Annotated in this window: 10 protein-coding genes; 5 read left to right on the forward strand and 5 right to left on the reverse strand. The window is 61.3% G+C overall.

The genetic code is table 11. The features are described from left to right. From ACILSL_RS01200 to ACILSL_RS01210, 3 genes are all read right to left on the reverse strand, one after another. Entirely contained in the window at positions 1-975 is a 975-nt protein-coding gene (locus ACILSL_RS01200; protein WP_395730164.1) for a magnesium transporter CorA family protein, read from the reverse strand. An 82-nt stretch (positions 976-1057) separates the two neighbouring features. Beyond that, entirely contained in the window at positions 1058-1402 is a 345-nt protein-coding gene (locus ACILSL_RS01205; RefSeq protein ID WP_395730165.1) for a rhodanese-like domain-containing protein, read from the reverse strand. Between the two features lie 21 nt (positions 1403-1423). Beyond that, a complete protein-coding gene (locus tag ACILSL_RS01210; RefSeq protein ID WP_395730166.1) occupies positions 1424-2038 on the reverse strand; it encodes a L,D-transpeptidase family protein in 615 nt (204 codons plus the stop codon). Positions 2039-2211: 173 nt separating this feature from the next. Here ACILSL_RS01210 and ACILSL_RS01215 point away from each other — a divergent pair, with 173 nt between their 5' ends. Then, positions 2212-4635, forward strand: coding sequence for a beta-propeller fold lactonase family protein (locus tag ACILSL_RS01215; protein ID WP_395730167.1), 2424 nt, complete (start codon positions 2212-2214; stop codon positions 4633-4635). Between the two features lie 150 nt (positions 4636-4785). On the opposite strand, the gene trxB is transcribed toward ACILSL_RS01215, so the two are convergent. Further along, positions 4786-5718 carry a thioredoxin-disulfide reductase gene (trxB, locus tag ACILSL_RS01220; protein WP_395730168.1) on the reverse strand — a complete coding sequence of 311 codons (933 nt, stop codon included), beginning with the start codon at positions 5716-5718 and terminating at the stop codon, positions 4786-4788. A gap of 134 nt (positions 5719-5852) precedes the next feature. Here trxB and ACILSL_RS01225 point away from each other — a divergent pair, with 134 nt between their 5' ends. After that, the gene (locus tag ACILSL_RS01225; RefSeq protein WP_395730169.1) at positions 5853-7058 is read left to right on the forward strand and encodes an MFS transporter; all 1206 of its coding nucleotides are present in this window, start codon (positions 5853-5855) and stop codon (positions 7056-7058) included. 97 nt (positions 7059-7155) lie between these two features. On the opposite strand, the gene ACILSL_RS01230 is transcribed toward ACILSL_RS01225, so the two are convergent. After that, positions 7156-9279 (reverse strand): M3 family metallopeptidase, encoded by a 2124-nt coding sequence (locus tag ACILSL_RS01230; RefSeq protein ID WP_395730170.1) that lies wholly within the window; start codon positions 9277-9279, stop codon positions 7156-7158. A gap of 145 nt (positions 9280-9424) precedes the next feature. Here ACILSL_RS01230 and gcvT point away from each other — a divergent pair, with 145 nt between their 5' ends. The 3 genes from gcvT to ACILSL_RS01245 all read left to right on the forward strand — a co-directional run bounded on the left by gcvT (position 9425) and on the right by ACILSL_RS01245 (position 11850). Then, complete coding sequence (gcvT, locus tag ACILSL_RS01235) at positions 9425-10540, forward strand: glycine cleavage system aminomethyltransferase GcvT (RefSeq protein WP_395730171.1); 1116 nt, start codon at positions 9425-9427, stop codon at positions 10538-10540. Between the two features lie 20 nt (positions 10541-10560). Next, entirely contained in the window at positions 10561-10941 is a 381-nt protein-coding gene (gene gcvH, locus ACILSL_RS01240) for a glycine cleavage system protein GcvH (RefSeq protein ID WP_395730172.1), read from the forward strand. 84 nt (positions 10942-11025) lie between these two features. Further along, positions 11026-11850, forward strand: coding sequence for an aspartyl/asparaginyl beta-hydroxylase domain-containing protein (locus tag ACILSL_RS01245; RefSeq protein WP_395730173.1), 825 nt, complete (start codon positions 11026-11028; stop codon positions 11848-11850). The last annotated feature ends 4 nt before the right edge of the window (positions 11851-11854 follow it).

Consider the following 11854-nt stretch of genomic DNA (forward strand, 5'->3'; position numbering starts at 1 on the left):
TCAGAGCAGGCGCTTGCGCTTGAAGTAAACGATGGGGAGGATCGCGGAGAGCACGATCATGACCATGACGAGGAGGAAGGCCCAGCCGTTGGTGGCGGCGGGGAGGCCGACGTTCATGCCGTAGATGCTGGCGATGAGGGTCGGGGGCATGAAGAGCACGCTGGCGACGGTGAAGATCTTGATGATCTGGTTCTGCTGGATGTTGATGAGGCCGAGCGTGGACTCCAGCAGGAAGGTCATCTCCTGCGTCTGCTGATTGGTGTAGTCGTCCATGCTCTTGATGTCGCGCATGACGCTGCGGAACTGAGCGGCGAGGTCCGCGCGCATCCAACTGGCGGCGTTGTTGAGGAAGTACTGCAGCATGCGGCTGATGCTGAGGAGGCTCTCACGTACATTGGCGACGAGGGCGCTGCGGCGGCCAAGCAGCTTGACCACATCGCTGAGGTCTTTTTCCATCGCGGCGTGCGCTTTGTGCGGATCGAGGCTGAAGATGTCGCGGCAGATTTTTTTCATGTCGCCTTCGACGCTTTGCAGCGCATCGGCGATGCGGGCGACAATGAGCTCCAGCAGCAGGAGGAAGACCGCATCACTGGTCAGAGGCAGCGTGCATTGGCGTTTGGCCTGATCGGCGAGTATGCGGAAGGACAGGGGATCGGCATAGCGCACGGTGGTGAGGCAGTCGGGCGCGATGACGAATGAGATGGACGTGTTGTCAGGATCCGGGTTGTCCAGTCCGACGGGCAGCCACGCGGTCATGTAGAGCGTGCCCTTCTCGGTGTAGAGTCGGCTGGATTCCTCGATCTCCTGCATTTCTTCACGCGTGGGGAGCTGGTATTCGAGCCACTTTTCTGCTTCCAGCTCCTCGGCACGGCCGGGGTTCAGCAAATCGAGGAAGACGAGATTATCCGGGAACGGATGGGTCTTTTCGTCATTCCAGTCGATGAGCTGTCCTTGCTGTGTGATGAGTCGTACCATGCGTGGGTGCGTGTGCGGGGGGGGGGCGTGAAGGGTAGTCGCGCAGGCACTGGGTGCCACAGCAAACTCATCCGGATGTGTGTCAGTAACGTGGCGTTGCGGGGTCGACCATGTCCGACCAGGCGTCGATGCCGCCGCGCATGCTCTGTGCACGAATGATGCCGCGCTGCCGTAAAAACTCTGTGGCGCGCAGGCTGCGCATGCCGTGGTGGCAGTAGATGATGACGTGCTCCTGAGTATCGGTGAAGACCTGGGGCGCCAGTTCGCCGAAGCGAGACAAAGGAACGAGCTGCGCGTCCGGAAGATGACAGATCTGCCATTCGCTTTCTTCGCGGCAGTCGATGAGGCGGAAACTGCGCTCGCCAGGGCGTGACAGCAGATTGCTGACATCCACGGGTTCGATTTCGAGCGGGGTTTCCGGTGTCATGATTTCAGCGTCGGCAAATTATCAAGGGCGCACCGTTACGGGGGTGCCTTTGGAGACGTTGTGGTAAAAAATGGCCGCCATGTGAGGTGGCATGCGGACGCAGCCATGGGAAGCGGGGTAGCCGGGCAGGAAACCCTCGTGCATGCCGATGCCGCCGACGAAGCGCATGAAGTGGTGCATCTTGGAGCCTTCGAACCGCGTGCCTGGAGGCGCCTTGTCCTTGGTGACATCCACGTTGGCCTGGACGACATTGCCAGCGCTGTCCACAAAGTCGCCGTAGAGGTTGGATTTATGCCATTGATCCTTCTCGAAGATTTTGAAGTTCCCGGGCTTGGTCGCATGCCGTTCGTCGCCGGTGGACAAGGCGGAGACACCCGCGAGTGCGCCGCCTTTGTAAAAGTAGGCCTTTTGGTCGCTGATGTCGATGATGATGCTGGGTGCTCCGGACATGCCATCGCCATCCCAGTAGGAGTCCTGGTCAGCGTTGTACAGGGCGGAATGAGGGACGCTTGTGGTCGAGAAGGCTTCGAGATATTGCGTCTGCCCGCGTGTGCTGGCGCTCTGGCAGGAAGCCAGCAGTGCGAGGGCGGGAAGAAGGAGGATGCGGATGGCCTGGGGGATTGCCGATTGACTCATGCGTGAGGGGTACGTTTGCGCGGCCTGAAAAGCCGCGATCATATGCCGTGCCACAGCGCGTCTGTCCAGCGTCAATCCATGCTGGAAGGGGGCTGAATCCCCTGCTGGAGGGCAGGGAGGCAGGGATGTTGCGGAGAAAAGCGAAAAAGGCCGGTTTCCGGCGTTTGTTGCCCATGCGCCGTGCTCTTTTCCTTCCGCTTGTCTTAGCCACATTGATCCATGCCGAAACGCCCTCCAAACCGTCCGGGAGCGGGACGCTGTTCAACGGGTGGAAGCTCTCCCCCGCAGGCAGCCATGTGACACTGCCGGGAGACATGCCGCTGAAGATGATCCTCTCCCCAGACGGCAAGGTGGCGGTGGCCGTGTGCGCGGGGTACAACAGTCCCGGGCTGGCAGTGCTCAGTGTGGCAGAACAGAAGCAGACGCAGTTCATCCCCATCCCGCACATCTGGAACGGGCTGGCGTTTGATCGCGAGGGAAAGAGGCTGTTTGTGAGCGGCGGCAATTCGGGAGAGGTGCACGTGTTTAATTATGAGGCCGGGGCGTTTACCCCGCTGACCTCGGTGAAGGTGGCGAAAGAGGGCCAGCCCAAGTTTGTGGCGGGCATCGCCGTGCATCCGGAAGACGGCAGGCTGTATGTGTGCAACGAGGCCAACCACGAGCTGTGGGTGCTGAATGCCGAGACGCTGGCGGTGGAGCAGACGGTGGACGTGGGGCTGCACCCGCACTCGTGCCATTTTGGCGCGGACAAGCAGCATGTGTATGTGAGCAACTGGGGCGCGCGCAGTGTGTCGATCGTGGATGCGACCCAGGGGAAAAAGCTGCGCGATCTCAGCGTGGGGGTGCGCCCGAATGACATGGTGCTGGCACCGGACGGTCGGCTGTTTGTGGCGTGCGCGGGAGACAACACGGTGCATGTGATCCAGACCCGCACGCTGGAGAAGAAGGGCGAGGACCCCGACTCCTCCCGCCGGCTGTGGGACGGGACGCGCGAGATTATTTCGACTTCGCTCTACCCGCAGTCGCCTGAAGGCAGCACGCCGGATGCGCTGGCGGTTTCCCCGGATGGGAAGACGTTGTTTGTGGCGAATGCGGACAACAACTGCGTGATGGTGGTGAACATCGGCGAGTCTGTCTCGGAACCTGGGGAGAAGTATGTGGAAAAGATCAGCGCGGTGGAGGGCTTCATCCCCGTGGGGTGGTACCCCACCTCCCTGGCGGTCAGCAGCGATGGCGGCACGCTGCTGGTGGGCAATGGCAAGGGAATCAGCGCCATGCCGGACCCCAGCAAGGACGGCGAGCTCAAACCGGGGGAAAAGCAGAAGGCCATCCACCCCGGGCGCACCTTGGACGGCAGCGTGAGCTTCATCCCCAAGCCGGATGACAAGCAGATGACCGCCTACACGGCACAGGTGCGGAAAAACTCGCCCTACAAGCCGGAGATGCTGCGCACGGCACAGAAGCCGAACGACTGCGTGATCCCTGCCAAGGTGGGCGAGCCCTGCCCGATCAAGTACGTGCTCTACATCATCAAGGAAAACCGCACCTATGACCAGGTGCTCGGAGACTTGAAGGACGCCAAGGGCAGGACCATCGGCAACGGCGACCCGAGCATCACGCTGTACGGCGAGGATGTGACACCCAACCAGCATCAGCTCTCTCGTGACTACGTGCTGCTGGACAATCTGTACTGCAACGGAGAGGTGAGCGTGGACGGGCACAGCTGGTGCGATGCGGCGATAGCCACGGACTGGAATCAGCGCTCGTGGACGCAGAGCTACTCCTCCCGCAAGGACAAGCTGCCGGGGAATGACGAGCTCGAAACACCGACGGCGGGCTATCTGTGGGACCAGTGCAGGCGTGCGGGGATCAGCTTCAAGACGTATGGCGAAGGCGCGCAGCGTGTGCCGAGTGTCAACCGCGGGAAGTGGAGCGAAACGCGGGACATGGACAAATGCCAGAACTGGATCAACGACCTGCATGAGGCCGAGAGGACCGGAGAGCTGCCGCGCTTTACCATCATGGCGCTGGGAGAAAACCACACCAAGGGCACCACGCCCGGTGCGCACACGCCTGCGGCTTGCGTGGGCAGCAATGACCTGGCTTTTGGCAAGATCGTCGAAGCGGCCACCAAGTCGAAGTTCTGGAAGCAGATGGCGATTTTCGTGATCGAGGACGATGCGCAGAACGGGCCAGACCATGTGGATGCGCATCGCACGATCGGCTCTGTGATCAGCCCGTGGGTGAAGCCGCGCAGCCTGGACCACACGCTTTACACGACGGCGAGCATGATCCGCACGATGGAGCTGATTCTGGGCCTGCCGCCGATGACGCAGTATGACGCGGGTGCGACGCCGATGTTCCGCTGCTTTACGAATGAGCCTGTGATGAGGGAGTACCGCGCACGGGAGCCCAAGGTGGACCTTCTGGCTAAGAACACTCCGGCATCGCCTGGAGCGAAGGCCAGTGCGATGATGGACTTTGATGAGTTCGATGAAGCGCCGGAGGATGAGCTGAACCGCATTCTTTGGACGGAGGCGAAGGGGCCGGACGTGCCGTACCCGGCGCCGATTCACCGGGTGCTGTTTACAGAGTGAGCATTCCGGTGGTATTGGGAAGGGCCTGCTTTATCGCGGGTTCTGCCTCTTTGGTACACGGCTGCGGTTTGTGGCGCGCGCATAAGGTGGTGTTTGCCGCACGCTGATGGACGGGCGGGCTGTCGCCACGCCCATCCTACGACCAGAGGATCAATGCACGCCGTGGTCGGCGAGATAGCGCTCGGCTTCAAGGGCGGCGGCGCAGCCCTGACCGGCGGCGGTGATGGCCTGGCGGTAAACGTGGTCGGCGACGTCGCCTGCGGCGAAGAGGCCTTCGGTTTTGGTGCGGGTGCCCTGGGTCTGCAGGATGTAGCCGCCTTCGTCGGTATCGACGAGATCGCCGAGGAACTGGCCGTTTGGCACGTGGCCGATGGCAACGAAGACGCACTTCAGCTCGAGTTCGCTCTTCTCGCCAGTGACGAGGTTTTCGAGGGTGACGGCGCGCATCTCGCCCTTCTCATCGGTGAGGTATTCGCTGATGGTGGAGTTCCAGACGGGCTTGATCTTGGGATTGGCGAGGGCGCGGTCTGCCATGATCTTGGAGGCGCGCAGTTCGTCACGGCGATGGATGAGATAAACAGTGCTGGCGAATTTGGTGAGGAAACCGGCCTCCTCGCAGGCGCTGTCTCCGCCGCCCACGACGCAGACGGGGACGTTGCGGTAGAAAGCGCCGTCGCAGGTGGCGCAACTGGTCAGGCCCTTGCCAATGAGGCTTTTTTCGTTGGGCAGGCCGAGGTGCTTGGGGGAGGCGCCGGTGGCGACGATCACGGTGTGGGCCTCATAGACGGTGCCGCCATCGGTGTGGACTTCGAAGTGGCCTGCGGCGGTTTTTTTGACGCTGCTGACGAGGGCGTACTCGATGCGTGCGCCGAATTTTTCAGCCTGGGTCTGCATGTTCATCATCAGCTCCGGGCCCATGATGCCGTTCGGGAAGCCGGGGAAGTTTTCGACCTCCGTGGTCGTGGTGAGCTGGCCGCCGGGCATGTTGCCGGAGAGGATCAGGGGCTTCAGGTTGGCGCGGCCGGTGTAGATGGCTGCGGTGTATCCGGCGCAGCCGGTGCCGATGATGATGACGTTTTCCATGAAAAAAGGGAGGTTGGGAGGGGAGGTAGAAAGGTCGCGGAAGATGGAAAGGCGGGCCGGAGGTGCAACCAACGCTTTTTACAGACTCGTTGTTGGAGTTTGCGTCCTCCCGGCTTATTTCAAAAATAACAACGATGTCCAACCCCGCCCCGGATGCCAAGGCCAGCCGCAAATCGCTGGCGACGCTGTTTTTCTGCACGGCGCTGCCCATGGGAATGTGGAGCGTGCCGCTTTCGAACGTCTTCAACGCGCACGGCCGCGGCCACTTGGTGCCGTGGGTGTTTGCCACGACTGCCACTGCGGCGTTCATTTCGCCGCTGTTTGTGGGGGCGCTGGCGGATCAGAAGCATTCGCCGGTGCTGCTGCTGCGCTGGCTGACGGCGGCGACGAGCCTGGCGCTGCTGCTCACCTGTGGTGCCCTGGACTGGGGCTGGAGTGACGGGGCCGTGTTGATCTGTGCGCAGGTGCTGGCGCTGGTGGCTCTGCCCGCGTGGAGCGTGACCAGCAGCATCGTTTTTTCTCAGCTTCACGATGCGAAGGTGCAGTTTGGCCCGTTGCGTGCGTGGGCGACCGGGGGCTGGATGGCTGGCTGCTGGACGGTGAGTTTTGTGCTGCGGGCGGATGCCTCGCTGGTGGCGGGAGTGACCGCTGCGGGGCTGTGGCTAGTGGTGATGAGCCTGACGTGGCGGCTGCCGATGATCCCGCCCGGAGAAGTGGTGCAGCACCGCACCTGGAAACAGATTCTGGGCCTAGATGCGCTGGGGCTGCTCATCCACCGTGATCACCGCGTGGTCTTCATCACAGCTGCTTTGTACTGCATCCCGCTGGCGGCGTTTTATCCCTACACTTCGCGGCAGCTGCATGATCTTGGTGTGCAGAACATCTCCGCAGTCATATCTCTGGGGCAGACGACGGAGGTGCTGGTGATGCTGCTGCTGGCCAACGTGATGGCGCGGTTCAGGCTGAAGTGGGTGTTCCTCTCGGGGATCGCCATTTGTGTCGTGCGCTACTCGCTGAATACCATCGACACGCTGGCCAGTGTGATGCTGGGCACCTTTCTGCATGGGTTTGCGTACACGCTCTATTTCATCACCACGCAGATTTATCTGGAGGAGCGCATCGACCCTAAATGGCGGGTGCGTGCACAGGCGCTGCTGGCCATGCTGATGAGCGGCGTGGGCAATCTGCTGGGCTATCTAGGCGGCGGCTGGTGGTTTGATGCCTGCACGGTGGGGAAAATCACGGACTGGTCGCGCTTCTGGTGGGGAGAGACGGCGCTGACGGCGGTGGTGTGTGTGTTCTTTGCCGTGGCGTATCGGGGGAGGGCGGCGAAGACATAGATGGAGAGACAGCCGCCCGGCTTTGGGAGGAGACCAAAGTCATAGGTGTTTTCCACGCGCTCATGGACGGGCGGGCTGTCGCCACACCCATCCTACTTTATGCCAGGCCGGCACGGACGAGGAGGGCCATGGCGTCGGGGTCGCGGCCCATGAAGTTTTGGAAGAGCTTGGCGGGGTCTTCGGAGTTGCCTTTGCTGAGGATGGTGTCGCGGAATTCGCGGCCGACGGTGGGGTTCAGCACGCCTTCCTGCTGGAAGCGGGTGAAGGCATCGGCATCCAGCACTTCGGCCCATTTGTAGCTGTAGTAGCCGGCGGCGTAGCCGACGGGGCTGCTGAAGAGATGGCCGAAACGCCGCGCCATGGTGGGCTGCTCGGTTTTGAGCTGCATGAGGTAGCCCTTGAGGATGGAGCGCGCGAGCTTGTCGAGGTCCACGCCTTCATCGGTGGCGTGGTGCATGTGGAGTTCGAGGTCGAGCTTGCCGAAGGCGAGCTGGCGCATGATGTCGCTGGCGCTGCGGTAGTTTTTGGCGGCGAGCAGCTTTTTGAAGAGGCGTGCGGGAATCGTTTCGCCGGTTTCATGATGACGGGCGAAGAGGTCGAGGCTCTCGCGTTCCCAGCAGAAGTTTTCCATGAGTTGCGAGGGAAGCTCCACGAAGTCCCAGTAAACGCTGACGCCGTTGAGCGAAGGGATTTCCACATTGCCGCAGAGCTGGTGGAGCAGATGGCCGAACTCATGGAAGACGGTGGTGACTTCATCATGGGTGAGGAGGGCGGGCTTGCCGTCCACGGGAGGGGTCATGTTGCCGCAGATGAGGCCGAGGTGCAGGCGGCGGTCGCGCTCGCCACTGGGGGGGACGCCCATCCTGAGATAATTCATCCAGGCTCCGCCGCGCTTGGAGTCGCGCGGATGCCAGTCAGCGTAGAAGGAGCCGATGTGGACGCCCTTCTCGTTGCGCACTTCGTAGAATTTCACCTCAGGGTGCCAGACTTCCACGGGACCGGCTTTGCCGGGCTGGGTGCTGACATTGGCCGGGGCTTCTTTGCCGGGCTCGACGTAGATGACTTCGCGGCTGGTGATGCGCAGATCGAAGACCTTTTCGGCCAGCTGGAACATGCCGTTGAGCACCTTGTCGATGGGGAAGTAGGGGCGCAGCTCCTCCTCATCAAAATCGTACTTCGATTTGCGCTGGCGTTCGCTCCAGAAGGAGACTTCCCATGGTTCGAAGAGGTCGACGGCCTGGTGGGCGTTGTCGGCGCGGAACTCCTGAAGCTCGATGGTTTCACGCTGGAAGGCCTCATGCACGCGCTCGTAGAGATCCGTGATGAAACGGAGGGCGCTCTGGCCATTCTTGGCCATGCGATGGTTCAGTACATGGTCGGCGAAGTTCGCCTTGCCCATGATCTGCGCCTTCTCATGGCGCAGACGCAGGATTTTCCAGACGAGCTCAGTGTTGTCGTGTTCGCCGCCGCGGCCAATGCTGCAGGAACCTTCCCAGACCTGACGGCGGATGCCTTCGTCTTCGAGGTATTCCATGACCGGAATCATGGAGGGGGCCTTCAGAGTGAAGCGATAGACGGGCTTCTCGGGAGTGCCGAGGTTTTTGGCCAGAGCATCCGCTTTGGCGGCGTCGATGGCGGTCTGCGGCAGGCCTTTGAGACGATCCACGTCTTCGATGAGCATCTCCCACTTGTTGGTGGAATCGAGCACGTTTTCAGAGTACTTCTGCGTGTGCTTGGAGAGCTCGGCCTCGATCTCCTCCATGCGCTTTTTCTTGTCGGGCGGCAGATCGGCGCCGGCCTCGATGAAGCCTTCCATGGCCTCCTGCAGGGCGCGTTTGCGCACTGGGGGGAGATGCTTCGCCTCGTCGGTCTTGCTGTAGGTGACGAAGAGGTCCCAGAGATGCTCGTTGAGGGGGATCTTGGCGAAAAAGGAGCTGACTTCGGACAGCATCTTGTTGTGCGCCTCGCGCAGGGCGGGGGAGTTGCACAGGGAATCGAGGTGGGTGACCAGGCCCCAGGCTTCGTTCAGTTCGCGGGTGCATTCGTCGAGGCCGAGCACGACGGAGTCAAAGTTCATCAGCTTGCCGCGATCCTGACCGATGACGGCATCCAGATTTGCCTGCGCTTTTTCAAGAGCGGCGCGGATGTCGGCTTCGATGTGTTCGGGGGTCAGGGTGGACCAGCGGATGTGCAAGTCCTGAGTGAGGAAGGGTGCTGCCATGGTTGGGGCTTTTTTTCGCGGGCGATTGGGGGACGCGGAGTATGTAGCGGATGCGAGGGCCTGCAAATGAGATTGGCATTCAGAAATCGGCCCAAAATGCCGTGAGAATTGACAAAGCCTCCGCGCTTCACAACATGCGCGCACTGTGTCTGACCTCACTCCTCTTCGCCGTACTCCCCTACACGCTGTGCATGTGGAAATGGGGGCCCGCATGGTGCCCTTTGCCGGCTGGGACATGCCGGTGCAGTATACGGGCATCGTCGACGAGCACAAGGCCGTGCGGCAGAGCGTGGGCGTGTTTGATATATCGCACATGGGGCAGTTCATCGTGAGCGGTCCGGATGCCGAAGCATTTTTGAACCGGGTGCTGACGAACAACATCACCAAGCTGCAGCCCGGGCAGGGGCAGTACACCCTGCTGCTGAACGGGCTCGGCGGCGTGATCGACGACCTGATCGCCTACCGCACGAGCGAGCGTGAATTTTACCTTGTGGTGAATGCTTCGCGCATCGATGCGGACTGGGCGCATCTGGAAACCCAGCTCAACAAGGACGATGAGGTGATGATGGCCAACGCGAGTGATTTCACGGCCGGGCTGGCGATCCAGGGCCCGAAGGCACGCGAAGTGGCGGCGGCGATCTTTGGTGATTCGGCATCCTTTCCGGAGCACAACACCATTCTTGTCTCGATGACCGGCGAAGGGCCGATGTGGCTCTGCGGCACCGGTTACACCGGGGAGGAAGGTTTTGAATTTTTCATGCCGATGGAGACGGCGGAAGCGTGGTTCCGCAAAATCGTGGATGCCGTGAAGGCTGCCGGCGGCATGCCATGCGGTCTCGGGGCCCGAGACACGCTGCGCCTTGAGATGGGGTATCCGCTCAATGGCAATGATCTTTCTGAGCAGCGCACGCCGCTGCAGGCGGGACTCGGTTTCTTTGTGGATCTGGACAAGGGCGACTTCACCGGCCGCGAGGCGCTGGTGGCGCAAAAGGCCGCCGGACTGCCGGACAAACTGGCCGCCTTCCGCATGACTGGCGCGGCCCCTCCGCCGCGCCCACATTATCCGGTGGCAGTTGCCGGGGAGATCATCGGTGAGGTGTGCAGCGGCACGCAGTCTCCCAGCCTCGGAGCTGGCATCGGCATGGCCTATGTGCCGCTGAGCGCCGCCACGATCGGCAGCACTCTGGAAATCGAAATCCGCGGGCGGCGTTTCCCGGCGGAAGTGGTGAAGAAGCCGTTTTATCGCAAGCCCTCCCTCTAATATTCCCAACTGACATCCCCATGAGCAACGTCCCTGAAAATCTCCGCTACCGTGACTCCCACGAATGGATTGATCCCACCCAAAGCCCGTCTCCGGTCGGCATCACGGATCATGCGCAGGCGGAGCTGACGGACGTGGTCTTTGTGGATCCTCCGAAGGTGGGCACCCAGGTCAGCGCGGGGCAGCAGGTGTGCGTGATCGAGTCCGTCAAAGCGGCGAGCGACATCTACGCGCCAGTGGCGGGGGAGATTGTGGCCATCAACGAGGCCTTAAGCGGTGATCCGGGCCTGCTCAATCGTGAGCCCTATACCGGCGGCTGGATTTTCAAAATTCAACCGTCCAACGCGGCTGAGCTGGACGCGCTGATGGATGCTGCGGCCTACGGCAAGCACATTGCCTGAACGCGGTGTGGTTTTGAACGACTGACGCGCTCTTTTTGGCTGCAAGAGGTCACAAATTCGTTACTCGTTACGGAGTTTAGTCTCATGCCTTCCGAAGCATCCTCACCCATTGCCACTGTCCCGGCCGGTTTCCAGCTCAAGCCGATTGACGCCTATCACCGCCGACACCGCACCTTTCCGGCCAGCGGCTGGGTGGAGCGCCTCGTTAATCGTCTGCAGGACGTTGTTGAGGCGGTCATTGCGCATTGTTCCATTCACGGTGATCCGCCGATCTATGACTCGCGGCACTTCCCCTGGGTGAAGGACATTGAGGCGGACTGGAAGAAGGTGCGCGCCGAAGTCGATTCAGTGATGAAATACCGGGATGCGATGCCCAGCTTTCAGGACATCGTGAAGGAGGTCGGCATGATCCAAGGCGATGACCAGTGGAAGACGTTCTTCCTTAAAGGGGTCGGCATGGACTGCGAGGAAAACGCCCGCCACTGCCCGGAGACCATGAAGGTGCTGGCCAAGATCCCCGGCTGCACGACCGGCTTTTTCTCGATCCTTTCGCCGAACAAGCACATCCCGGAGCACCGGGGCCCGTTCGCGGGTGTGCTGCGCATGCACCTTGGGCTGATGGTGCCGGAGCCGCGCCACCAGTGCCGCATCCGCATCGCCGATCAGGTCTATGCCTGGCAGGAAGGCAGCGCGATCATCTTTGATGACACGTATAATCATGAAGTCTGGAATGACACCGACGGCTACCGCGTGGTGTTGTTTGTGGATTTCGAGCGTCCTCTGCGCACGCCGTTCAATTTCCTCAATCACGTGATCTTGAACCTGGCCTCGCTGGCACCGTTTTTGCGCGAAGCCAAGGGCAAGCAGAAGGCCTCCGAGAAAAAATTCTGGGCCTTGTTTGACAAGTGACACG

This window comes from Prosthecobacter sp. (assembly GCF_044222345.1).
Taxonomy (GTDB): domain Bacteria; phylum Verrucomicrobiota; class Verrucomicrobiia; order Verrucomicrobiales; family Verrucomicrobiaceae; genus Prosthecobacter.

What these genes read in the sequence shown, in the direction of transcription:
- ACILSL_RS01200 (WP_395730164.1), bottom strand. Translation starts at nt 975, where the DNA reads ATGGTACGACTCATCACACAGCAAGGACAGCTCATCGACTGGAATGAC.
- ACILSL_RS01205 (WP_395730165.1), bottom strand. Translation starts at nt 1,402, where the DNA reads ATGACACCGGAAACCCCGCTCGAAATCGAACCCGTGGATGTCAGCAAT.
- ACILSL_RS01210 (WP_395730166.1), bottom strand. Translation starts at nt 2,038, where the DNA reads ATGAGTCAATCGGCAATCCCCCAGGCCATCCGCATCCTCCTTCTTCCC.
- ACILSL_RS01215 (WP_395730167.1), top strand. Translation starts at nt 2,212, where the DNA reads ATGCGCCGTGCTCTTTTCCTTCCGCTTGTCTTAGCCACATTGATCCAT.
- trxB (WP_395730168.1), bottom strand. Translation starts at nt 5,718, where the DNA reads ATGGAAAACGTCATCATCATCGGCACCGGCTGCGCCGGATACACCGCA.
- ACILSL_RS01225 (WP_395730169.1), top strand. Translation starts at nt 5,853, where the DNA reads ATGTCCAACCCCGCCCCGGATGCCAAGGCCAGCCGCAAATCGCTGGCG.
- ACILSL_RS01230 (WP_395730170.1), bottom strand. Translation starts at nt 9,279, where the DNA reads ATGGCAGCACCCTTCCTCACTCAGGACTTGCACATCCGCTGGTCCACC.
- gcvH (WP_395730172.1), top strand. Translation starts at nt 10,561, where the DNA reads ATGAGCAACGTCCCTGAAAATCTCCGCTACCGTGACTCCCACGAATGG.
- ACILSL_RS01245 (WP_395730173.1), top strand. Translation starts at nt 11,026, where the DNA reads ATGCCTTCCGAAGCATCCTCACCCATTGCCACTGTCCCGGCCGGTTTC.